This is a genomic window from Nonomuraea sp. NPDC049655, from assembly GCF_044465465.1.
GTDB lineage: Bacteria > Actinomycetota > Actinomycetes > Streptosporangiales > Streptosporangiaceae > Nonomuraea.
Genome location: NZ_JBITLS010000016.1, coordinates 97,758 through 119,846, shown reverse-complemented (window position 1 = coordinate 119,846; position 22,089 = coordinate 97,758). Strand labels below are relative to the sequence as shown.

Below are 22,089 nucleotides of genomic sequence, written 5' to 3'. Positions count from 1 at the left end.
CATTGTTACGCTCATGACTATGACTGATCGCCGCCTCCTGCTCGTGCACGCCCATCCGGACGACGAGTCGATCGGCACCGGCGCGACCATGGCCAAATACGTCGCGGAAGGCGCCCACGTCACGCTGGTGACCTGCACGCTGGGGGAGGAGGGGGAGGTCATCCCCGCCGACCTCGCCCACCTGGCGGCCGACCGCGACGACCTGCTCGGGCCGTACCGGATCGGGGAGCTGGCGGCGGCCTGCCAGGCGCTCGGCGTCGAGGACCACCGCTTCCTCGGCTCGCCCGGACGCTGGCGCGACTCCGGCATGATGGGCGTCGCGACCAACGACCGTCCCAACGCCTTCTGGCAGGCCGACCTCGACGAGGCGGCCGGCGAGCTGGTGAAGGTCATCCGCGAGGTGCGCCCGCAGGTGCTGGTGACCTACGACGCCAACGGCTTCTACGGCCATCCCGACCACATCCAGGCCCACCGGGTGGCCCGCCGCGCCTTCGAGCTGGCCGCCAAGCCCGACTACGTCCCGGGCGACCGGCCCGCCCCGCGCCAGGACGAGCCGTGGCAGATCGCGAAGTTCTACCACACGGCCGTGCCCAGGTCCGTCATGCGGCGCACGGCCGAGGCGCTGCCCGGCTCCGGCACCGGCTTCCTCGTCGAGGACGTCGAGGACATCCCCTTCGGCAGCCCCGACGAGGACATCACCACCGAGATCGACGCCCGCCCCTGGGTCGGCAACAAGCGGGAGGCCATGCGCGCCCACGCCACCCAGATCACCGTCGACGGCCCCTGGTACGCGCTGTCCAACAACATCGGGCAGGAGGTGCTCGGCGTGGAGCACTTCGTCCTGGCCATCGGCGTGCCCGGCCGGCCGGTGCCCGGGCCGCCGGTCGACGCCGGTGGGCTCGGCGAGCCGCACAACCGCGAGAACGATCTCTTCGCGGGCATCCACTAACCTCGTTCCCCATGGAACATCGCAGCCAGGCGGAGTCGGCGCTGGGCGGGGCGGCGTACGGCATGCTGTTCGTGCTGGGTGTCGTGCTCGGCGTCGTCGGCGGGTTCACGCACGCGCTCGACCAGCTGGGCGCCGTTCCGTGGGTGGCGATCGGGTGGGTGCTCGCGCTGTTCCTCCTCCCGCTGGGGGCGGCCAGGCTCATGCGGACGAAGCTCGCCGCGTTCGCGGTCGGGCTCGGCTGGCTGCTGGTGACGATGCCGTTCACGCTCGAACTCAGTGCCGGAGATCTGGTGATCTCTCAGGGTGCGGCAGGGTACGTCTACTTGTATGGCGGATTGCTGGCTCTTGTGGTGGCGTTCCTGTGCTCGCCCTCATCCGGTGGGGGTTCGTGGTTGTTGCGGGGATACCCACCTCCAAAGAATCCGACGTAGAGGCATAAAGTAACGTCGTGCATTCCATAGAGCGGCATGTGGACCCGGGAAACTACCGTAAGGTCGTCGGCCGCTTCGCCACGGGAGTCGCGATCGTCACGACCCGGCTCGGCGGTGTGGACCACGCGATGACCGTCAACTCCTTCACGTCGGTGTCGCTCGACCCCCTGCTCGTGCTCTTCTGCGCCGAGAAGGTGGCCCGTTTCCACGACGCCGTGATCGAGGCCGGGGTGTGGGGCGTGTCGGTGCTGCACGCCTCGATGGAGGACGCCTCCCGCTTCTTCGCCCACCGCGGCCGTCCGCTGAGCGGGCAACTGGCCCGGTGGGAGCACCATCGCGGGGAGTCGGGGGTGGCCCTGTTCACCGGCGCCCTGGCCACGGTCGAGGTCGCCACGACCGCGGTGTACGACGGCGGCGACCACTCCATCGTGCTCGGCCAGGTGACGGCCCTCGGCACCCCTGCGGACGGCTCGCCGCTGCTCTACCACGACGGCCGCTACAAGAACCTCTGACGCCGCGGCTACGCCCGCCCGGTGCGGCGGTCGTGCCGGTCGAGGGCGGCGACCAGGAGCGCCCGCGCCGACGAGCACATGGTCTCGACCGCCTGCTGCCGGGTGTATCCGGCGATGTCGGTGAGCCAGACCAGCGACTCGATGCCGGTCGCAGCGCGGATGGCCACCGCCAGGTGGTGGAGGTCCAGGCCGGGGTGGGTGTCGCGGAGCGGGGCGAGGGCGTCCTCGATCCAGCCGATGGCCCGGCCGCCGCGCAGGTGCGGCTGTTCGGCGCCCGGTCGCAGGGACAGGCGCAGCGAGGTGCGCAGCTGTGGTTCCCAGTCGAGGGTGAGCCGGGTGAAGGCGGTCATCACCAGGTCCAGGCGCGCCATGGGGTCGGTGGGCGGGTCCGGGGGGAGCAGGGAGGTCCGCTCGATCTGCGGGTGCGCGGCGGTCAGCAGGGCGTTCTGGTTGGGGAAGTAGCGGTAGGCGGTGGTGCGCGAGATGCCGGCCGCGGCGGCGGCGTCCTCGACCGTGGGGTCCGTGCCGTCGGCCAGCAGGCGGCGGGCGGCCTCGACCAGGGCGGCGCGGGTGCGGGCCTTCTGCCGGTGACGGCCGGTCTGCTCATATGGTACCGACATGCCCATCATGGTACCGTCGTCCCATGTAGCTGACTCGCCTTGTGAGGTGGTCCATGAGCGCCGATCCAGTGGTCACGAACCCCGGCCTGTACACGGTGATCTTCGAGAACGAACGGGTCAGGGTGCTGCGCTACCGCGACCGGCCCGGCGACTCGACCAGCCCGCACGGCCATCCCGACAGCGTGATGGTCACGCTGTCGGCCTTCAGCCGCCGCCTCACCTCGGGCGCGCGAGAGGTCGAGCTGGACCTGGAGGCGGGGCAGGCGCGGTGGGTCGGCGCGCAGGAGCACGCGGGGCGGAACATCGGCGACACCGAGTCGCACGCGATCTTCGTCGAGCTCAAGGAAGGGGCGGGCGGCGTCCCGTCCGGAGCGCCGCTCGGTCCCGCTCTGTGAGGTGACCGGCCGGGGTCAGAACTCGCGGAAGCCCGGGCCCAGGGCGCGTACCGACCAGCCTTCCAGGCTCTGCCGCTTGGCCCAGTCGCCGTTGGGCTCGTGCTGCCAGCAGTGCACGGGGCTGCGGCCGTTCGAGGCGATCACGATCGTCTCCAGCCTGCCGTCGTGGTTGCGGAGTACGGTCATGGCGCGCTCCTCAGGAGGTCTCGGCCGGACGGGTGCCGCTGCTGCGACGCTCCTCGTCCGCGTCGGCCGCGGTGGGGACGGCCCGCTCGCGCGGGGGAAGCGGCTGCGTGGTGTAGAAGCGGATCTCGTGGCCGTCCGGGTCGTGCAGGCCGGGCAGGATCCAGCCGATGGTCGCCTCGTGCACGCCGGCGTGGCTGTCGCCCAGCGTGGTCAGGTGGGCGGCCAGCTCCTCGATGGCCTGCTTGTCCGGGACGCCGATGGCGAAGTAGTCGAAGCCCGCGGCGGCCCTGGCCCGGTCCGGGTCCAGCCGCAGCGCCAGCACGGGACCGCCGGCCGGATGGGCGAGCGCGTAGCCCATCGGCACGCCCTGCTCGACGAACTCGATGTCGATCTCGTACCCGAACCGGGAGCGGTACCAGGCCAGGGAACGGTCCAGGTCGGTGACCGGGAGCTTGAGGTGGTGCACGCCGTCCAGGCGCGGGAGGTGCGACACGGCAATTCCCTTCTTGCAGTTGCACTGCATCGATGCAGTTATACTGCATTCTATGTCGGAGCCCGTCAAGCGTGATTTGCGCGCCGCCCGCATCGCCGCCACCGAGGAGAAGATCCTGACCGCCGCCACCGAGCTGTTCCTCCGCAACGGCTACGCGGCCACCACCCTGACCGCCGTCGCCCAGTCCGCCCAGGTCGGGGACCGTACCGTCTACCTGCGCTTCGGCACCAAGGCCGCGCTGCTCAAACGCTGCGTCGACGTCGCCTTCGCCGGTGACGGGGCCGCCGTCGACATCACCGGCCGCGACTGGTACGTCCGCGCCGGCACCGCCTCCACCGCCGAGGAGCGCATCGCCGCCCTGGCCGGGGGCAGCCGCCAGATGGCCGAACGCGCCGGCGACCTGCTGGCCGTCGCCCTGCAGGCCGCTCCCACCGAGCCGGACCTGGCCGCCGCCACCCGGGCCGGGCGCGAGGCCACCCGCGCGAACATGCGGGCCTTCTGGGACAGGATGGCCGCCGACGGGCTTCTGGCGGGCGGGCACGATCTCGACTGGCTGACCGGCACCACCGCCGTCCTGGTGCACACGGAGACATACCTGCTGGGGCGGGAGATGCTGAGCTGGAACGCCGACGCCTACGAACGCTGGCTGACCGAAACCCTCACCCGCCTGCTGACCACCACCCCACCACCCCACCCCACAAACGCCCCACACTGACCCACCCGGGGCATACCCGGTCACGAGCCGGAGGGATGGGAGCGGTGGCGCGGCGTCCCTCCGGGGTTGGCGGCCTGGTTCAGCGGTGGTGCGGCGTCCCGGATGTGAGAGGGCGGTCGCGGTGGGTTGTGGGGCGGGGGGACATGATTCAGGCCAGGCGCTGGGGCCTGGCCTGAATCATGCGCTGTGTCGGTCGGGGGCTACTGGGTGGGGGGCTCCGGCGGGGTGGGGGTGTCGGTGGGGGTGCCGGTGTCCGTGGAGGTCGCGGTCGGGGTCGGGGTCGGGGTCTCGGAGGGGAGATCCGTGGGCGGCGCGCACGTCGGGATGTCCGTCGGGACGTCCGTGGGGACGTCGGTCGGGGCGCCGGTGGGGGTGTCGGTCGGGACGTCCGTCGGCGTCGGGGTCGGGGTCGGGGTCGGGGTGTCGCTCGCCGGTGGGGCGGGGGCCTGGGCCGGGGCGTCCGGGACGTCCGGGGATTCCGAGACCGAGGTCGACGGCGTGGCGGTCGGCGGTTCGGACGGCGGAAGCGGGGTCGTCGGCGGGGCGGGCTGACAGGTGTACGTCACCGTCTCCGTCGGCCCCGGCACGGTCACCGTCGGGCCGGGCACGGTCACGGTCGGGCCGGGCTGGGTCACCGTGGCGGTCACCGTGGCCTGCTCGGTCACCGTGGACGTCACGGTCGCCGTCGCGCTCGGCGCGGCCGTGGCGGTCGGGGAGACCGTCACGGTGCGGGTCGGCCAGGGGAGCGGCTTGACCTTGACGGCCGGCTTGCCCCTCGCCTTGTACGTGCCCTTGCCCAGCTTCTTCGTGGTCTGCCCGGCCCCGGTGGTGACGGGGAACTGGGCGGTGGCGCTCCTGCAGGACTGGCTCCTGCACACCTTCTGCTTCACGGTGAAGCGGGCCGCTCCGTCGTACTTGACGGACACATTCAAGTACGAGACGCCCTTCTTCTTGACCACCTTCGTCGTGGCGGTGTAATCCCCGACCGAGGGCGTCGCCGTGGGCGTCGCCGTCGGGGTCGCGGCGACGGGTAACGCCACCTGCGCGCCGGAAGGAGAATCGGTGGAACGTAGGGGATCGGTGGCTGATGTCTGGGTGATCGCGACTCCGCCGGCTCCGGCCAGTGCAACAGCGCCGAGCAGCGCGCCCAGGATGGAGAATCTCATAATCCTGCTCTTGTGGGAGATTTCAGGACGCAGATCATTATTCCGACTTGTCAAGATTGGTCAAGACTGAGACGCATGAACAGGCGCTATCGGTTCCGGCGGGCGGTGAACTATGTGAACCTCGCCACCCCGCTCGGCCTCCTCATCTCGATCGTCGGCGGCGCGGCCCGCCGGCCCGGCCCCGACGGGCTCATCCTCGCCTTCGGCTACCGCTACCGCTTTCCCGTCGCGGGCGCGTTCACGGTGGGGAACGTCGTCCTGACCAGGCAGGACGAGCTGGACGACCGGCTCATCCGGCACGAAGCACGGCACGCCACCCAGTGGGCCTGCTGCGCCGGACTGCCGATGCTCCCGCTCTACCTGCTGGCCATGCTCGTGTCGGTGGTCGTGTGCGGGCATCAGGCGTCGTACAACGTGTTCGAGCGGCTGGCCGACCTGGACGACGGTGGTTACCCGCGCGCGCCCGTGTGGTGGCGGCGGCGACGGCATAACGGCTGACCCATTACCCCGGCCTCAATGTTTCGCCTGGCCGAGGCGGGGGCTGAACCGGCCCAGCGCGACCGCCGCGATGGCCAGGGCCGAGATCGCCCCGGCTGACAACACCGACGCCGTGGACGGCCCCACGACCGCCACCCCCGCCACGGCCAGGCCGGACACCAGCGCGGCCACCGCGACGTACGCCCAGGTGGCCAGGCGTACGGCCCGCAGCCGCGCGCCCTCGGACGGGAGCGTGCGGGACAGCAGCCAGGACAGGGCCGGCAGGAGGAGCACCCCGTGCATGAGCACGGCGTGGGCCGGTTTGAGCGCGGTGGCCACCGTGTAGGCGAGCTGCTGGTTGCCCGTCATCACCGCCACGACGCCACGGGCGATCATCACGCCGCCGAAGACCATGGACGCCAGCAGCGTGGCGAAGCCGGCCCGTACGGCCAGACGGGTGCTCGGGGCGACCTCCGGCGCCGGGCGGAAGGCGGCGATCGTCATGGTGATCGCGATGACGATGAGCGTGATGCCGAACGCGGCCAGCGTGCGGGCGATGGCCGTGTCGAGGGGGGTCTCCATGTTGAAGTGGGACGGCACCCCGCGCCACGCCTGAAGGGTGATCAGCGCCACCTCGACCGTGGAGGCCGCCGCGAACGCCCCGAGGACGAACGTGCGGGCACGCAGCCGTAACCACTGGGACACCCAGGTCAGCGTCAGCACGCTCAACCCGAACGACACCCCGAACGTGAACGGCTTGCGCCACGACACGGCCCCCTCCCACGGGCCGCCGGCCACGACGAGCACGCCCAGGTGCGCCAGGCCCACGAGCAGGAGGAAGATCCCGACGGAGTACCAGAGGCGATCGGAGTACCGGAGGCGAGTCATGCGGCCATGCTGACAGCGGCCGGGGGCCCGGCGCGTCGGACCACGGTCTGGCCTTCGACTACAACCACGGTCGTACGCCGGGCGCGCCACCCGGCCCCCGCCAGCCGCCCACCAGGGAGGACGCGCCTCTAGGGAACGGCCTTGAGCAGCCAGAGTTCGTTCTCCTCATGACCGGTTTCGAACTGCACCACGCGCGCGCCCGGCTCGGTGGAGGCGTTCGCGACCGCCAGCACCTTGCCCGAGTGCTTGGCGAAGAGCCGGTAGACGCCCGCCTCGTGCTCCTTGAGGTACCAGATCTGGCTCGGGCTGCCGTTGATGCCCCACTGCATCGCGAAGTCGGCGTTCTGGTTCGCCCAGCTGACATCGAGGGCCTTGCCGGAGTGTTCGGCGATGAACTTGTAGCCGCCGTCGGCGGGTTCCAGGCGGAAGATCTGGTTGGTCCGGCCGTGGGGGGTCCACTGGATCACCCAGCCGCCGTCGGACATGTCGCATTCCTTGATGTCAAGGGCGAGCCCGGACTTCTTGTTGATCAGGGTGGCTCGGGCCGGAATGTCCATGGGTGTCCTCTCGAACGGGAGCGGGAGGGGACGATGCGCCGCCTCGTTCTCATAACAGACGATTACGCATGGGAAATCACCCTCCGCCCGTGACCGCTTCCGGACAGGGTTCCGGCCGGGCGCGGTGCGGGGACGGACGCGACGGGTCAGGGGGTGAGGGTGAGGGTGTGGATGGCGGCGTTCTTCACCGACTCGGGCTTGGAGTGCATCGGGAGCAGATCACCCCGCGCCCACGCCTCGGCCTGGTCCCAGTAGTTGTCGTGGAAGGCGTGCCCCGACGCGCCCGTCAGGTTGATCCAGCGGGACTTGTCCAGGTCCGCCAGGTCGACGACCATGCGCATCGACGGCACCGCCGTGACCCCGTACCCCTTCTGCACGTTCCACCCGGTCGCGTTCACCGCGTCCTTGTTGCCGGGCACGGCGAACGGGCCGCGGTTGAACAGCGCCTCCACGGGCGCGAGGCCCGACGTGCCGAGCGTGCCGTTGACCAGTTCGAGCTGGTGCAGGTCGCCCCACTTCCAGGACCTGACGTCGGTGCCGAACAGCTCCGACAGCTCGTGGTAGGCCGAGGCCATCGCCTGCCGCAGCATGTCGTCGCGGGTCTCGGTGAGGTTCTTGGTGGTCACGTCGTCCCAGAAGGGGCCGTCGGGGGCGTTGAGCAGGTTGGCGACCACGTCGTACCAGCGGTCGCCGCCGCCGGGCCACACCTGCTCGGGCAGGTCGTCGTCGAACGTGAGCATGAGCAGGTGCCGCCACACCGCGTTGTAGTAGGCGGCGGGGGCGGAGTCGAGCCCCTGGGAGTGGTCCCACGTGCGCAGCAGCTCGCGGGCCTGGCGGGCGGGCCCGGCCAGGTCCACCCGCAGCAGCGCGGGCACCAGCGTTTCGGCGAACTCGTTGGAGGTGTCCTGCTGGATGTCCGACATCGTCCCGGCGTCGATCTTGCCCTTGGCGATCGCGGACTCGATGAGCTCGCGGATGCGCTGGGAGCGGTAGCCGTAGGACCAGTCCTTGGTCAGCAGCGGCTGGTAGCGGCGGGGGTCGATGACGGCGTTGTTGGCCGTGACGACGAACCCCTCGGCCGGGTCCTCCACCGTGGGCAGCTGGTCGTAGGGGATGGGCGCGGCCTTCCAGTCGTACTCGCCGGTCCAGCCGGGCACCGGCCAGGCGCCGTCGCCCTTCTCCCGTACGGGGATGCGCCCGGGCGCCTGGTAGCCGATCTTGCCGCTGGTGTCGGCGTAGATCAGGTTCTGGGACGGCACCTCGAACAGCGCCGCCGCCGAGCGGAACTCGGGCCAGTCGCCCGCCTTGTTGAGCGCGAAGATGGCGTCCACGGTCCTGCCGGGGGTGAGGGCGGTCCATTGCAGGGCCACGGCGTTCGCCTCGCCGCTCGGCCGGGCGTCCGCCATCACCTCGTTGATCAGCGGACCGTGCCGGGTGCTCTTCACGGTGATCGTGACGGGGTCGCCGCCGGCGACCTTGATCTGCTCCTGCCGCGTCTCCAGCTTGACCTGCTCGCCCTTGTACAGGTACGTGTCGCCGTCCACCTTCTCCAGGAAGAGGTCGGCCACGTCCGGCCCGAGGTTCGTGAACCCCCACGCGATCTTGTCGTTGTGCCCGATGATCACGCCGGGCACGCCGGAGAAGGTGAACCCCGTGACGTCGTAAGGGCACTGCTCGGACAGCTTCCTGCAGTGCAGCCCGGCCTGGTACCAGACGGACGGCATCTGCGGGGACAGGTGCGGGTCGTTGGCCAGCAGCGGCTTGCCGCTGGTGGTGTGCGCGCCGGAGACCACCCACGAGTTGGAGCCGATGCCCTCGCGCTCCTCGCTGCTCATCGTGCTCGGCACGGCGTCGAGCGTCGCGGCGGCCTGGGAGAGCGCCCGCACGCCGCCGGTCCGCGGCTCGGCCTGCTGGTCGTAGCGGCCCTGGGCGAGCGCGCCCTCGCCGACGATCGGGGAGTGGCGGTCGTACGGGTAGCCGGGGTAGAGCTGCTCGACGCGCTCCTTGGGCAGCTTGGTCAGCGCCAGGGCGCGGTCGATCTCGTCCTCCATGTTGGAGCGCAGGTCCCACGCCATGGCCTTCAGCCAGGCGACGGAGTCGACCGCGGTCCACCGCTCCGGCCGGTACTCGCCGTTCTGCAGCTTGAGCACCGAGTATTCGAGGCTGCGGTCGGAGGCGTTGGGATTGGCGTCCAGCCAGGCGTTCACGCCCTTGGCGTACGCGGCCAGGAAGTCCTGGGTCTGCCGGTCGAGGGCGGGCAGCTCCTGCTCGGCCACCCGGCGCCAGCCCATGGTCCGCAGCGCCTTGTCGTTGCCGAGCGTGGCCTTGCCGAACAGCTCGGAGAGCCGTCCGGCGGTGGTGTGGCGGCGGAAGTCCATCTCGAAGAACCGGTCCTGGGCGTGGACGAAGCCCTGCGCCATGAACAGGTCGGCCGCAGTGTCGGCATAGATATGCGGAATCCCCGATTTATCGCGATAAATCTCGACCTTCCCGGCTAGACCGGGCAGTCGCAGCGTCCCGTCCACCTGCGGGAACGACTTCCGCACCGTGTACACCAGGACCCCGGCCAGCACGAGCGCCAGCGCGAGAAGCACGGTCAACACCCGGGCGAACCACCGCAAAGGCCACGGCATCCACGCAAAAGGTTTCACCGATACCTCCATCTTGCCGAACTGGAACAAGTCTGGCAGTACCGGCTCACTGCTCCGGCCGTTTCAGACGGCCGGAGCGGCCTCGCGCGGAGGGCTTCCGATCAGAGGGCCCAGCTTTGTCCCTCCGGGGTGTCGGTGACGCGAACCCCCAGGTCGGCCAGCTCATCCCGCAGCCGGTCGGCCGCCGCCCAGTCGTTGGCCGCCACCGCGCGCTCCCGCTGCGCCAGCAGCTCGCCGGCCCCGGCGGGCGGCACCCGCGGCTTGCCGATCTCCGTGGACAGGTCGAGCGCCAGCACCTGGTCCAGATGCAGGAACGTCTCGAACTTCGACCCGGGCGCCACCGACTCGTCCAGCTCCAGCTCCCGCAGGACGGCCAGCGCCGCCGGGGTGTCCAGGTCGTCGTCGAGGGCCGCCCCGACGCGCTCGGCGTACGACGCGGCCATGGGCGCGCTGGGCGACTCCGACCACTCGGCCACCCGCGCCCGCCACCGCCGCACCGTGCGGTCGGCGGCCCGCAGGACGTCCCAGGAGAGGTCGAGCCGCTCCCGGTAGCGGTGCCCGAGGAAGGCCAGGCGCACCGCCAGCGGGTCGAGCCCGGCCGCCACCACGTCGGACAGCAGCACCGCGTCGCCCGCGGACTCCGCCATCGCGCGTCCGTCGAACAGCGGGCGCTCGCCGTGCACCCAGTGGCGCACCACCTCGTGGCCGGTCGCCGCGTCCGACTGGGCGCGCTCGGCCTCGTGGTGCGGGAAGCACCGGGCGGCGTCGCCGACGTGCAGGTCGATCCGTTCGCCGAGGAAACGCAGCGACAGCGCCGAGCACGCCACGTGCGGGCCGGGCAGGCCCCGGCCCCAGGGCGCGTCCCGGCCCTGGTCGCCGTCGGCGGGCCGCCACAGGGCCCAGTCGGCGTGGAAACGTCGGTGCGGATCGGCGGCGACCGGGTCGGCGGGCTTGAGGTCGTCCAGGCCGGTGCCGGAGATCTCGCCGTACGCCGGGAACGTCCGTACGTCGAAGTACACCGAGCCGTCCGGCGCCGGATAGGCGTGACCGCGCTCGACGAGCCCGGAGATCAGCTCGATCATCAGGTCGACCGTCTCCCCGGCGCGCGGCGCGTGCTCCGGCGGCCGCAGGTTGAGCGCGGCCGCGTCGTCGACGAACGCGTCCTCGTGGGCGCGGACCGGCGCCCCGGCCGCCCCGTCGGGACGCCCGAGGTCGGCGACGTGCCGGCAGGCCACGACCCGGGTACGCCGCCCCTCCAGGACCCTCCTGACCAGGTCGGACAGCACGTACGTGCGCAGGTCGCCCAGATGGACGCGGCGGTGCAGCGCCGGCCCGCACGTGTACACGCGCACCGCCCGCCCGCCCGAGATCTCCTCGACCTGCCTGGCCCGGGTGTCGTGGATCCGCAACATCACCCGAGCCTAGCCCTCACCCGCCGAGGAAGCCGAGGATGTCCCTGTCCCCGCGCTCGCGCAGCCGGGCCAGCACCTCCTCGCGGGTGGCCGTGTCGGGCAGCCCGATGCGGGCCCCGATCAGCCGCAGCCCCTCCATCTCGGAGTGCACCGGTGCGGTGTAGCCGATGAGGTAGAGCGCCCGGTTCAGCGGCGGCATCGCCACGGCGGCCGCGGGCAGGTAGCGGGTCAGCAGCTCGCCGCCGTCGGAGACGGTCAGGAACACGTGGTCGCCCTCGCTCGCCTTGAAGTCGGCCAGCACGTTGCGGATCGACCCCATGGTCGGCTGGTTGTGCCAGCTGATCACCACGTCGCCCGATGGCGTCGAGGCGGTCAGCGACCCGCCGGGAGCCATGCCCAGGTAGGCGGCGAACCCGGTCGGCAGGGGCGAGCCCGACCCGCGCAGGTGCTCGGCGTTGACGTCCACGCGGTGCCACCACCGGCCGTCGCGGGAGCGGAAGCTGCGCCGCGTCTCCGAGACGTCCTTGCGCGGCTGGTACGGCTCCGACTCCCCGGTCGGCGACGTTCCGGCCACCCTGATCCAGCCCCGCTGCGTGCGCTCGAACCCGGGGCCGCCCGAGTAGGCGCGCACCGAGCTCTCGCTCACGTCGTAGCGGGAGGTCAGGTTCGTCACGATCGTGCTCACCGAGGCCTCGCCGCCGGCCCGCTCGATCTCCCTGGAGATCATCTCCCTGATGCCCAGGTACTCGTCGCCGCCCCACCTGGTCAGCCCGTACTTGTTCCGGTCCACCCGGCGGAAGCGCTCGTCGGCGGTGAGCTGGTTGCGGATGCCGACCAGGCTGTAGTCCTCGCCGATGCGTTCCTGGATCTCCTCGGGCGACAGCGGCGTGCCCGCCACCGCCAGCACCGCCTCGGCCTTCTCGTTGATGCTGCGCGGCCAGGGCACCACGTGCCGGCCGAGCACCCGAAGCTGCGGCACGGCGAGGATCCACCGCTCGGCGACGTCCTCGCGGACGCCGAGCTGGGTCACCATGGACACCGCCTCGCCGAGCGGCCGCGGCCCGTCGGTGAACAACTGCCGCGTCTTCTCCCGCAGCTCGTCGGCCCCGCCGGAGACCAGCCACCCGTCGGCCTGCTCGTAGCCGGTCAGCAGCGTGCGGACGAACCGCCACGCGGGGATGCCCAGCGTGCGCAGGTCGCCGCGGTGCCACGGCACGGCGGCCGCGAGGTCGTCGGCCGGGACCGCCGACCCCAGCCTGCCCCTCAGCCACGTCACGTGCGCCACCAGCCCCGCCGCCTCCGGCGAGCCCAGCCAGGCCTCGACGTGGTCGCGCAGGTCCCGCTCGATCTGCCTGATCCGCTCGCGGGTGACCGAGAAACGCTGCGCCAGCTCGTCGAGCGTGGCGCGCTGCGCCGCGTAGAGCCGGTCGCGGGCGATGGCGCGCTGCCGGTCGTCGAGCGCGGCGAACACCGCGTCGATCAGCTCGGGAAGGGGTTTGTCGGGCCGGGCCGGGACGGGCAGGGCGGCGGGCGCGGGTTCGAGCAGCCGCTCGAACACACCGGTGAACAGCTTCTGCACCACGTCCTTGCCCAGAGACTCCGGCGTGCGCTCGGCCTCGGCGGGGTCGGAGAAACGCAGCAGCGGCAGGATGTCGCCGAGCAGCAGGTGCCCCCAGCAGGCCACGGCCAGATCGGCCAGGTGACCCGCCACGGTCTGCGTCCCGACGATCGCGCACGCGCGGTCGAGGGGGATCGCCTGCCACCAGGCCTCGGGCAGCTGGGGCTCCTCCACGATCGGCGCGATCTGACCAGGGGAGGTCCAGCGCAGGGGTGGCGCGAGGTCGCTCAGGCTGAGGTTCATTGAGGTCCAACCGGCAAAGGGAAGATATCCGCAGTTCAGACTATGTGATCAGGGGGACAGAAATGGGCTCCCCCTTCCGGAATGCGAGATATAGAGCATCGTTCGGGCCCGTGTGCAGGCGACGAACAGTATGCTCCGCTCGCGTTGCAGCGCCCGAGCCCGCGCGGCCGGCTCCGCGGGCAGCGGTCCGGGCACCACGCCCTCCGCCACGCCGACGAGCGCCACCCGTTCGAACTCCAGGCCCTTCAGGTGCTGGAAGGTCGCCACGCGCACGTCCAGCCCGTCCAGCGCCTCCCGGGCGGCCCGGACCAGCGTGGGGGTGCGCGCCCCGACGGCGATCTCGCCCTCCGGCACGCCGTCCGCCAGCCAGCCGCCGACCGTGGCCCGCAGCCCGGCCAGTTCGGACTCGGGTGTGTCGTACGCCCGGACCACCGGCCGCCGGCCGTTGTGCGTGGCGCGGTAGCCGTACAGCTCGGCCACGCCCTTGACCAGGCCGTTCGCCGGGCCGCCACCGCGCAGCCGGACCACGTAGGACAGGATCTCCTGCGGCAGCCGGTAGGAGATCCGCAGGTCGTGCTGGGCCGCCGGGATGCCCACCGCGCCGAGCGCCACCCGCGTGTCGGTCACCCGCTGGTGCGGGTCGCCCACCACGAACAGGTCGTCGTGCGCGTGCGGCGCCGCCGCCCGCAGCAGCCGCCACTGCGCCGGGCTGATGTCCTGCGCCTCGTCCACCACGATGTGCCGGTACGGCTTGCGCCCCGGCTCCACGTCGTCCAGCAGGTCGCCGGTCGTGATCGACAGCAGCCTGATCGCCTCGTCGGTGAGCTGGGCCAGCGACCGGGCCCCCGGGCCGACCAGGGCGGGACGGCGTCCCTCCGCGTCGGCGACGATCCGCACGGCCAGGCGCTCGGCGTTGTCCACCTCGACGCGCTTGCGCACGGTCTGGTCGTCGATCAGCACGTCCAGCCGGCCGGCCAGCTCCTCGGCCAGGCTCTGTGAGAACGTCACCAGCAGCACCGGGCCGCTGCCCCGCGCCGCCAGGTGGGCCGCCCGGTGCAGGGCGATGATCGTCTTGCCGGTGCCCGCGCCGCCCACGACCAGCACCGGCTGCTCGTACCGTCCGGCCCTGGCCAGCCGGTGCTGCGTCGGGTGCAGGAACGTGCACCAGTCCGGGGCCCCGAGCACCCGGTCGAGCTCCACCTTGTCGGCGGCGAACACCGCGCGGTCCGGGCTGCGCAGCAGCGCCGCGTGCAGGTCGTCGGGGTCGATCGCGCCCGTCTCCTCGTCGCGGGCGCGCCAGTTGTCCAGCTCCCGCCACGCCTCCGACAGCGTGCCGCCCCTGGCCAGGACGGCCAGCGGCGCGTACTGGGTGGGCGGCAGCAGCGGTTCGAGCGCGGCCACGTCGGCCTCGGTGGAGATCAGCCGGACCAGGGGCAGCGCGTGCACGTCGATGCCGAGCGCGAGCAGGTCGCCGTCACAGATCTGCTCGAACAGCCGCGAGGGGCGGGCCGACCTGCGTAAGGCGGGCTCCACCCGTTCCAGGGTCTCGGCGTCCCACTCCTCGACGACGCCGATCACGGGGTTGACGCCGTACCGGTGACGCTGGGCGTACGACCACGCCTCCGGATCGGGCCGCACGGCGAGCAGCCAGTAGACGTCGCGCTGCCGGACCACCACGCCGCGATGCCCGTCGGCCAGGCGCAGCGTGGCGACCTTGGCGTCCCGGCAGCCACGCACCCGCTCGGGGTGCGGGGCTCCGGACACGTTCAGCAGGAACCGGCGCAGCGCGACCACGGCGTCCCTGCGCACCGGCTGAGCCAGTGCGCCGAGCTCCCCTGGAAAGTCAGGGCCGATCGCGAGCCGCGGCACGGGCGGTCAGTCCAAGAGGGCGAGCAGGTCGCGGTCGCCGCGTTCGCGGAGCCTGGTGAGCAGGTCGGGCAGCCCGACGGGGCCGGTGAGCCCGATCCTCGTCGCGATCACCCTGGCCGCCTGGTCCCGGGTGCCGCCCGGCGCCGTGTAGCCGACCAGGCGCAGCGCCTTGGTGATGCTCTCGGCGTTCTGGGCGGCGACCGGCAGGTGACGGGCGCGCAGGACGCCCTCGTCCGACAGCGTGAGGAACAGGTGGCCGCCCTCCTTGGCGCCGACGTCCACGAGCAGGCGCTCGATGGACTCCAGCACCGGCCTGCCGTGCCAGGTCATGGTCAGCTCGCCCGCCGCGCTCCTGACCGCCCGGCTCTCACCGGGGGACAGGCCCAGGTAGGCCGCGAAGCCCGTCGGGAGGGCGCACTCGCCGCCGGCCAGCTGCTCGGCGGTCACGTCGATCCGCAGCCACCAGCGGCCGTCCGGCTGGCGGAAGCAGCGCCTGGTCTGGGAGACGTCCTTGAGCGGCTGGTACGGCTTGTTCTGCTCCGCCCCGCCGTTGCCCTCCGCGGGCGGCGGCGGGACCGGCGTGAACGCCTGGAACTGCGGCGGACCGGGCGGACCGGGCGGACTGGCCGGGGGCGGCGGCGGTGGCATGGGCGGTGGCGGCAGGGGAGGCGGCGGCTGCATCGCGGCGAACGCCGAGTGCGGCTGCTGGAACTCCACCGGCTGCTGGAACTCCACCGGCTGCTGGAACTCCACCGGCTGGTTCGGCTGCGCGGGCAGCGTGGCCAGCACGAACTGCCAGGCCGGCACCTCCAGCGCGCGGATCTCCCTGGCGTGCCAGTCGGCCGCGCCGATCAGCTGCTCCTTGGGCGCGGCCGGGCCCAGCGTCCTGCGCAGCTCGTCCAGGTGGGCGCGGTACGGCGCGGCCTCCTCGCTGGCCAGCCACTGGTCGAGACGGACGCGCAGCTCCCGCTCGGTGGCGGAGATGTCGGCCGGGGGGACGGCGAACAGCTTGGCCAGCTGGTCGACCGCCGAGGGCTCGTCGGTGAAGACGCGGTTCTGCGCCACGGCCCAGCTCTTGTCGTCGAGCCCGGCGAACGCGGCCTCGATCAGCTCGGACAACTCCTCGCCGCCCGCCCCGGCGGACTCGGCATGCTCGGCGTCCGCCCCGGCGGGTTCGGCGTGCTCGGCGTCGGCCTCAAGCTCGGCGTGCCTGGCGTCGGCCTCAAGCTCGGCGTGGCCGGCGTCAGCCTCGGGCTCGGGGTGCTCGGCGTCGGCCTCGGGGTGCTCGAAGTCGGCCTCGGGCTCGGGCTCGGGCTCGGTTTCCGTGTCGGGCTCGGGGTGCGCGGTGTGCGCCTCGGGCTCGGCGTCATCGGTGGATGCCTCGGACTGTGCGGCCTCGGACTGTGCGGCCTCGGCCCGCTCCTCCACCCGCCCCTCAAGGACCTCAGGGACGTCGGCGGGGCTGTCGAGGTCGGCGGGTTCGCGCCGTTCAGCCTCTTCGTCGTGGTCGTCCGTGGAGAAGGGCTCCGGCTCGCCGCCGACCCCCTCCGCCTCCAGCGCGGACGCCTCCGCGGCGGCGGGCTCGGGCGCGGGCTCCTCGGCGGAGTCGAGCACGGGCTCGGCCTCGGGCCGCGGCACCTCCTCGACGACCGGCTCGGAGTCGGCGTCGAGCACCCGCTCGACGTCACGGTCGGCCGCCTCCCCGACGGCCTCCGCAGCGGCCCCGCCCTCAGGGAACGCGGGCTCGTGGGCGAGCTCCGCCGCCACGACGGCGTCCGCCGGGGTCGCGAGAGCCGCCGGTACGTGCGCCTCGGCCTGCCGCCCACCCGCGTACGGATGCGCCAGCCGGACGAGCACCGCCCCGAACAACGTGTTGAGCACCGGCCGGGCCTGGATGAACGGCTGGTCCACCAGCTCGCGCCCGGTCAGCGAGAGCAGCCCCGTCCACGACCCGGCGCGGTCGAGCGCGATGGCGACGGCGGGTTCGTCGGCCTCGTCCGGGTCCAGGACGTGCAGAGCCGGCAGGACGTCGCCGATGGCGGCGGCCGGCCAGTGCTCCAGCGCGATCTCGGTCAGCAGCTCGCCCAGTGACTCCGGGCCGATGGCTGCGAGCACCAGCGGCATGGGCAGGCTTCGCCACCACGCGTCCGGCAGATCCGGCTGCCCGGTCAGTAGCGTGATCGTCGACGCGTCGCTCCACCTCAACGGTGGAACGAGGTCGCTCAGGCAGAAGTTCATCCCGTTCCGTTCACCAGCCCCTCACGCCGCCGGAGCGGCGCAGCCAACATCTCGCCGCCCACGGAACAGACCATAGTCCGGCAAAACAGCCCTACGCATCATGCACTACGCATCAGCGCCGAACAGCGGCAAAGCGTAGACGCACGTAGTCGGCCATCCAGCCCGTCTCCCTCCGGAGGGCGGGCGCGGCCAGCTCGTTGACCCGTCCGAGCAGGGGGTCCACGATCTCCGGCGGCAGTCCTTCGAGCACGGACGAGGCGAACATGCGCACCCAGTCGGCGGCCCCGCCGGGGCACTCGTCGAGCGGCGTCGGCCGGTCGAAGTACTCCAGCAGCCGGACCACGAAGCCCTCCTGCTCCAGCCGGCGCGCGTACTCGGCGGGAGTGGGGAAGTACCACGGCAGATCGGGCTCGCGCAGGCCGTACTCGCGCCAGGCGGTCAGCATCGCGGCGGTCAGCTCCGCGCAGTTGCCCGCGCCGCCCATCTCCGCGACGAACCGGCCGCCCGGCTTCAGCGCCTCGCGGACGTTGGCGATCACGGTGGCGGGGTCGCGGCTCATCCAGTGGAGTGCCGCGTTGGAGAAGACGGCGTCGTACGGGTCCACCACGGTGAAGTCGTGGCCGTCGCCGATGATGAAGTCGATCCCCGGGTACTGGGCCAGCGCCTTCTCGATCATCGCGGCGGAACCGTCGATGCCCAGGACGTCCGCGCCCCTGAAGGCGATCTGCGCGGTCAGCACCCCGGTGCCGCACCCGAGGTCGAGCACGCGCTCCCCGGGCTGCGGGTCGAGGAGGTCGACCAGCGGCGCGCCCTGGGTGGAGACGTACCCGAAACTGCTGTCGTAGGCGCGACTGTTCCACCGCTCCAAGCTCGGTGCGTCGTATCGCAAGACGATCAGCTCACATTCGTCAGACATCGGGCCCCCGTGGCCGTGCTGTCCGTTCACTTTAGAGCCTGATCGTCTCTACGACATATCAAGTCACAACGGACTCATCCCACGCTCTTGCTCCATTCCCGCTTGAGGTACGCCTTCGCCGCGTCCGTCTGCGGGATCGTCATGAGCACGGGCGGGCCGGCGGCCTTGGGCAGCCGGGCGGCCTGCTCGGTGTCGAGCTTGCCCTTCATGAGCATGGCCTCGCCGCGCGCCGGACGGGCGTAGCCCTTCTGCAGCAGGTTCTGGCCCTCGTCGGAGAACAGGAACTCCTGCCACAGCCGGGCGGCGGCCGGGTGCGGGGCGGTCTTGCTGATCGCCTGGACGTGGTACCCGCCGAACGGCGCGTCGCGCGGGATCGTCACCTCCCAGGAGTCGGCGTGGTCGGCGCTGCGGGCCGCGTTGAGGTGGTCCCAGTCGATGATCACGTTTGCCTTGGCCGGCTCGACGAGCTGCCCGGCCTGCTTGAGCTTGGCGAACAGGTCCACCCCCTGCCTGGCGTCCGGTTTGGCGCCGGCCTTCATGGACGCGGCCATCACACCGCCGAACGCCGCCGCCGAGCGCAGCGGGTCGCCGTCGAGCGCGACGCGGTAGCCGGGCTTGAGCAGGTCGGCGAAGGAGGCCGGGGCCTTGACCTCGCGCGGGTCGTAGCCGATCGACATGTAGCCGCCGTACGCGCCGTACCAGGCACCCTTGGGGTCCTTGACGAAGTCGGGCAGGTCCTGCCAGCCCGTCACCTTGTACGGCGCGAACTTGTCGGCCCCGTAGACGGCCATGTCCAGGGTGAGATCGAACACGTCCGGCTTGAGCTGGTCGGCGGCGTCGAGCTCACGCTTGCTGCTGGCGCCCGGCTCCAGCTCGTTGACCTTGATGTCGTACTTGTCGGCGAAGGTGTCGATGATCTCGCCGTAGTTCACCCAGTCGTGCGGCAGGCCGATCACGGTGAGCTGGCCCTCGCGCTTGGCGGCCTCGGCCAGGCGCTCCATCGTGCCGAAGCCCTGCTTCAGCGAGGCGGCCCGGACGTTGAGCACCGGAAGGTCCTTCGACCCCTCGGACGTGGACGGCGATGTGGACGCGCCGCATCCGGCGCTGGCGAGAACGGCTGCTACGGCGGCGCAGATACGTACGGTCACACAATGAATACTTACCGTTACTTCGCCCGAGGTCGAGGAGGCGCGACCGGAACGACCTTGGCCGCGACCAGCGATTCCTCGTCGATCTCCACCAAAGTGCCGTCCCGCTTGCGAACGCGCAACACGCCGTCCGTCCAGGATTCGAGCACGCCGACGGCGTCCCGGAAGCCTTCTGGGACGCGCCTTCGAGTGGTGATCCGTGCGCCTATGTCCTGAGTTGTGATCGCGACGACGAGGCGTGCGGCCATGAGTTTGCCACCCTCCGTTTCGGCCAGCTGGCAAGCACGGCAATACTAGGGCGTAGCAAACCGCGGTCAGAGTCATGCCATGGTGCGGAGAAAAAGGAGCTCGAGGTGACCTACGTCATCGCGCAGCCTTGCGTGGACGTCCTGGACAAGGCGTGCATCGAGGAGTGCCCCGTCGATTGCATCTACGAGGGCGAGCGCATGCTTTACATCCACCCCGACGAGTGCGTGGACTGCGGCGCGTGCGAGCCTGTGTGCCCCGTCGAGGCCATCTTCTACGAGGACGACCTTCCCGAGCAGTGGAAGGACTTCTACAAGGCGAACGTGGACTTCTTCGAGGACCTCGGCTCGCCCGGAGGCGCCTCGAAGGTCGGCAAGATCGAGAAGGACCACCCGGTGGTGGCCGCGCTGCCGCCGCAGGGCGAGGACCACTAGCGAGTCGCGTGCGCCGGGGCCGTCCACGTCGGGCGGCCCCGCGCGCCCGCGTCCGCCGCAGGCGTGTACGGCCCCGAACGACCCTGGAGAACCGTGAACAAGCTGCCCGACTTCCCCTGGGACCGGCTCGAACCGTACAAGGAACGCGCCCTGGCGCACCCCGACGGCATCGTCGACCTCTCGGTCGGCACCCCCGTCGACCCGGTGCCCGAGGCCGTCCAGCAGGCGCTGCGCGATTCGGCGGACAGCCCCGGCTATCCGCTGACCCACGGCACGAAGGCGCTGCGCGAGGCCGCCGCCGGCTGGCTGCGGCGCCGCCACGGCGTCACCGTCGACCAGCAGGACGTCCTGCCGCTGATCGGCTCCAAGGAGTTCGTCGCCTGGCTGCCCACCTACCTCGGCGCCCGGCGAGTGGTCTTCCCCGAGCTGGCCTACCCCACCTACGACGTGGGCGCCCGGCTCGCCGGCGCGACCGCCACCGCCTCCGACAGCACGCTGTCGGTCGGCCCCGAGCACGTCGACCTGCTCTGGATCAACTCCCCGGGCAACCCGACCGGGCGCGTGCTGCCCGCCGAGCACCTGCGCAAGGTGGTCTCCTGGGCGCGCGAGCGCGGCACGGTCGTGGCCTCCGACGAGTGCTACATCGAGCTCGGCTGGGAAGAGCAGCCGGTCTCCATCCTCCATCCCGACGTCTGCGGGGGCTCCCACGAGGGGCTGCTCGCCGTCCACTCGCTCTCCAAGCGCTCCAACCTGGCCGGCTACCGGGCCGGGTTCGTGACGGGCGATCCCGTCCTGGTCAAGCGGCTGCTGGAGACGCGCAAGCACGCCGGCATGCTCATGCCGAAGCCGGTCCAGGACGCGATGACGGTCGCGCTCGGCGACGACGCGCACGCCGAACGCCAGCGCGAGCTGTACTCCGCGCGGCGCGCCGTGCTGCGTCCCGCGCTGGAGCGGGCGGGGTGGACGATCGACCATTCGACCGCCGGTCTGTACCTATGGGCGTCGAATGGGCAGAACGCGTGGGATCAAGTGAGTAAGCTTTCCGAAATCGGGATTTTGGTCGCGCCGGGAGACTTCTACGGATCGGCTGGTGGACGGCACATCCGCGTCGCGATGACCGCCACCGACGAACGCATCAGTGCGGCCGTGCGCCGCCTCCAGTAGGATCGCCCGTCGTAGCGCACGGACAAATTGAAAAAAAGGCGTCTGCCGAGACAGACCGCGAGTGGAGCGAGCTGACGGATGAGCATGACCTCCATGGTCGTACTCGGGCTGAGCATCGCCACCGTCCTGTTGTTGCTGGGGGCGTTCCTGGCCACCATGCGGCAGGACAGGAGGGGCCGGTCGAGCGCGCCGCCGCCACCGGCCGAGGTCGCTCCGGTCGAGGCCCCGCTGCCGGCGCCGGTCGAGGCCCCCGGGCATGCCGGCACCGACTACGCCGACCCTCGCACGATCCAGGTCGCCGACCGGATCGAGGTGCACGGCTCCCCCTACCGGGTGCTCGGCGCGATGCACGTCTCCTGGCAGGGCCGGCAGTGGATCGAATACCTGCTGCGCGACGTCGCCCGCCGCCGCCTGTGGCTCTCGGTCGAGGTGCGCGAGGGCAAGGCCGCGGGCGAGGCGTCCCATCTTGAGGTGCTGCTGTGGACCGAGGTGCCGACGCAGGGCATGGTCCCGGCCAAGAGCATGCTGATCATGGAGGGCGTGGAGTTCTTCCCGATCCAGCGCGGCACGGCGGCCTTCAGGAGCGAGGGCGAGACCGGCAACCCCGAACGCGGCCTGCTCGACTTCGCCGACTACCACGCCTCCGACGGCCGTCTGCTCTCCTTCGACCGCATCCAGGGCCACGCCTGGAGCGCCAGCTACGCCCAGCCGCTGCCGCCGGGCTCGATCACCATCGTCACCCGCGCCACCTGACGGCCACC

General features: G+C 71.8%; 23 protein-coding genes. 9 read left to right on the top strand and 14 right to left on the bottom strand.

Annotated elements, in window-relative coordinates; all coding sequences use genetic code 11:
- The first annotated feature begins 19 nt into the window (after positions 1-19).
- The 3 genes from mshB to ACIBQ6_RS41370 are packed head-to-tail and all read left to right on the top strand — an operon-like array spanning position 20 to position 1,892.
- Complete coding sequence (mshB, locus tag ACIBQ6_RS41380; RefSeq protein WP_397218508.1) at positions 20-949, top strand: N-acetyl-1-D-myo-inositol-2-amino-2-deoxy-alpha-D-glucopyranoside deacetylase; 930 nt, start codon at positions 20-22, stop codon at positions 947-949.
- An 11-nt stretch (positions 950-960) separates the two neighbouring features.
- Positions 961-1,380 (top strand): DUF6113 family protein, encoded by a 420-nt coding sequence (locus ACIBQ6_RS41375; RefSeq protein ID WP_358294410.1) that lies wholly within the window; start codon positions 961-963, stop codon positions 1,378-1,380.
- Positions 1,381-1,397: 17 nt separating this feature from the next.
- Positions 1,398-1,892, top strand: a complete 495-nt coding sequence (locus ACIBQ6_RS41370) for a flavin reductase family protein (protein ID WP_358294409.1) — start codon at positions 1,398-1,400, stop codon at positions 1,890-1,892.
- A gap of 8 nt (positions 1,893-1,900) precedes the next feature.
- On the opposite strand, the gene ACIBQ6_RS41365 is transcribed toward ACIBQ6_RS41370, so the two are convergent.
- Positions 1,901-2,512: a TetR/AcrR family transcriptional regulator gene (locus ACIBQ6_RS41365; protein WP_397218507.1), complete on the bottom strand. Its 612-nt coding sequence runs from the start codon at positions 2,510-2,512 to the stop codon at positions 1,901-1,903.
- Positions 2,513-2,565: 53 nt separating this feature from the next.
- On the opposite strand from ACIBQ6_RS41365, the gene ACIBQ6_RS41360 reads away from it, so the two are divergent.
- Complete coding sequence (locus ACIBQ6_RS41360) at positions 2,566-2,907, top strand: cupin domain-containing protein (RefSeq protein WP_397218506.1); 342 nt, start codon at positions 2,566-2,568, stop codon at positions 2,905-2,907.
- A 15-nt stretch (positions 2,908-2,922) separates the two neighbouring features.
- Here the strand turns inward: ACIBQ6_RS41360 and ACIBQ6_RS41355 are convergent, their stop codons facing one another.
- Together ACIBQ6_RS41355 and ACIBQ6_RS41350 are read right to left on the bottom strand one after the other, a co-directional pair.
- The gene (locus tag ACIBQ6_RS41355) at positions 2,923-3,093 is read right to left on the bottom strand and encodes a hypothetical protein (protein WP_397218505.1); all 171 of its coding nucleotides are present in this window, start codon (positions 3,091-3,093) and stop codon (positions 2,923-2,925) included.
- A gap of 10 nt (positions 3,094-3,103) precedes the next feature.
- Positions 3,104-3,586, bottom strand: coding sequence for a VOC family protein (locus tag ACIBQ6_RS41350; RefSeq protein WP_358294405.1), 483 nt, complete (start codon positions 3,584-3,586; stop codon positions 3,104-3,106).
- Between the two features lie 52 nt (positions 3,587-3,638).
- Here ACIBQ6_RS41350 and ACIBQ6_RS41345 point away from each other — a divergent pair, with 52 nt between their 5' ends.
- Positions 3,639-4,301 carry a TetR/AcrR family transcriptional regulator gene (locus ACIBQ6_RS41345; RefSeq protein WP_397218504.1) on the top strand — a complete coding sequence of 221 codons (663 nt, stop codon included), beginning with the start codon at positions 3,639-3,641 and terminating at the stop codon, positions 4,299-4,301.
- Between the two features lie 200 nt (positions 4,302-4,501).
- Here ACIBQ6_RS41345 and ACIBQ6_RS41340 read toward each other — a convergent pair whose 3' ends face one another.
- Entirely contained in the window at positions 4,502-5,467 is a 966-nt protein-coding gene (locus tag ACIBQ6_RS41340; RefSeq protein ID WP_397218503.1) for a hypothetical protein, read from the bottom strand.
- A gap of 75 nt (positions 5,468-5,542) precedes the next feature.
- On the opposite strand from ACIBQ6_RS41340, the gene ACIBQ6_RS41335 reads away from it, so the two are divergent.
- Positions 5,543-5,965, top strand: a complete 423-nt coding sequence (locus ACIBQ6_RS41335) for a hypothetical protein (RefSeq protein WP_358294402.1) — start codon at positions 5,543-5,545, stop codon at positions 5,963-5,965.
- Between the two features lie 15 nt (positions 5,966-5,980).
- Here ACIBQ6_RS41335 and ACIBQ6_RS41330 read toward each other — a convergent pair whose 3' ends face one another.
- The 10 genes from ACIBQ6_RS41330 to ACIBQ6_RS41285 all read right to left on the bottom strand — a co-directional run bounded on the left by ACIBQ6_RS41330 (position 5,981) and on the right by ACIBQ6_RS41285 (position 19,732).
- Entirely contained in the window at positions 5,981-6,832 is an 852-nt protein-coding gene (locus ACIBQ6_RS41330; protein WP_397218502.1) for a hypothetical protein, read from the bottom strand.
- 128 nt (positions 6,833-6,960) lie between these two features.
- Positions 6,961-7,389, bottom strand: coding sequence for an RICIN domain-containing protein (locus ACIBQ6_RS41325; protein ID WP_358294400.1), 429 nt, complete (start codon positions 7,387-7,389; stop codon positions 6,961-6,963).
- 146 nt (positions 7,390-7,535) lie between these two features.
- Positions 7,536-10,022 carry a penicillin acylase family protein gene (locus tag ACIBQ6_RS41320; protein ID WP_397218606.1) on the bottom strand — a complete coding sequence of 829 codons (2,487 nt, stop codon included), beginning with the start codon at positions 10,020-10,022 and terminating at the stop codon, positions 7,536-7,538.
- 119 nt (positions 10,023-10,141) lie between these two features.
- A complete protein-coding gene (locus tag ACIBQ6_RS41315) occupies positions 10,142-11,452 on the bottom strand; it encodes a cysteine--tRNA ligase (RefSeq protein ID WP_397218501.1) in 1,311 nt (436 codons plus the stop codon).
- Positions 11,453-11,468: 16 nt separating this feature from the next.
- Complete coding sequence (locus tag ACIBQ6_RS41310; RefSeq protein ID WP_397218500.1) at positions 11,469-13,313, bottom strand: sigma factor-like helix-turn-helix DNA-binding protein; 1,845 nt, start codon at positions 13,311-13,313, stop codon at positions 11,469-11,471.
- 48 nt (positions 13,314-13,361) lie between these two features.
- Positions 13,362-15,182, bottom strand: a complete 1,821-nt coding sequence (locus ACIBQ6_RS41305) for a UvrD-helicase domain-containing protein (RefSeq protein WP_397218499.1) — start codon at positions 15,180-15,182, stop codon at positions 13,362-13,364.
- 6 nt (positions 15,183-15,188) lie between these two features.
- On the bottom strand, positions 15,189-17,306 hold the full coding sequence (locus ACIBQ6_RS41300) for a hypothetical protein (RefSeq protein ID WP_397218498.1): 2,118 nt from the start codon (positions 17,304-17,306) through the stop codon (positions 15,189-15,191).
- Positions 17,307-17,532: 226 nt separating this feature from the next.
- Positions 17,533-18,336, bottom strand: a complete 804-nt coding sequence (locus ACIBQ6_RS41295) for a class I SAM-dependent methyltransferase (RefSeq protein WP_397218497.1) — start codon at positions 18,334-18,336, stop codon at positions 17,533-17,535.
- Between the two features lie 74 nt (positions 18,337-18,410).
- Positions 18,411-19,382 (bottom strand): ABC transporter substrate-binding protein, encoded by a 972-nt coding sequence (locus ACIBQ6_RS41290; protein ID WP_358294394.1) that lies wholly within the window; start codon positions 19,380-19,382, stop codon positions 18,411-18,413.
- 119 nt (positions 19,383-19,501) lie between these two features.
- Positions 19,502-19,732 (bottom strand): hypothetical protein, encoded by a 231-nt coding sequence (locus tag ACIBQ6_RS41285; protein WP_352325366.1) that lies wholly within the window; start codon positions 19,730-19,732, stop codon positions 19,502-19,504.
- A gap of 105 nt (positions 19,733-19,837) precedes the next feature.
- On the opposite strand from ACIBQ6_RS41285, the gene fdxA reads away from it, so the two are divergent.
- The 3 genes from fdxA (at position 19,838) to ACIBQ6_RS41270 (ending at position 22,081) form a co-directional block, all read left to right on the top strand.
- Positions 19,838-20,164 (top strand): ferredoxin, encoded by a 327-nt coding sequence (gene fdxA / locus ACIBQ6_RS41280; RefSeq protein ID WP_106240826.1) that lies wholly within the window; start codon positions 19,838-19,840, stop codon positions 20,162-20,164.
- A 93-nt stretch (positions 20,165-20,257) separates the two neighbouring features.
- Positions 20,258-21,328 carry a succinyldiaminopimelate transaminase gene (dapC, locus tag ACIBQ6_RS41275; RefSeq protein WP_397161201.1) on the top strand — a complete coding sequence of 357 codons (1,071 nt, stop codon included), beginning with the start codon at positions 20,258-20,260 and terminating at the stop codon, positions 21,326-21,328.
- 78 nt (positions 21,329-21,406) lie between these two features.
- A complete protein-coding gene (locus ACIBQ6_RS41270; protein ID WP_352352881.1) occupies positions 21,407-22,081 on the top strand; it encodes a DUF4178 domain-containing protein in 675 nt (224 codons plus the stop codon).
- The last annotated feature ends 8 nt before the right edge of the window (positions 22,082-22,089 follow it).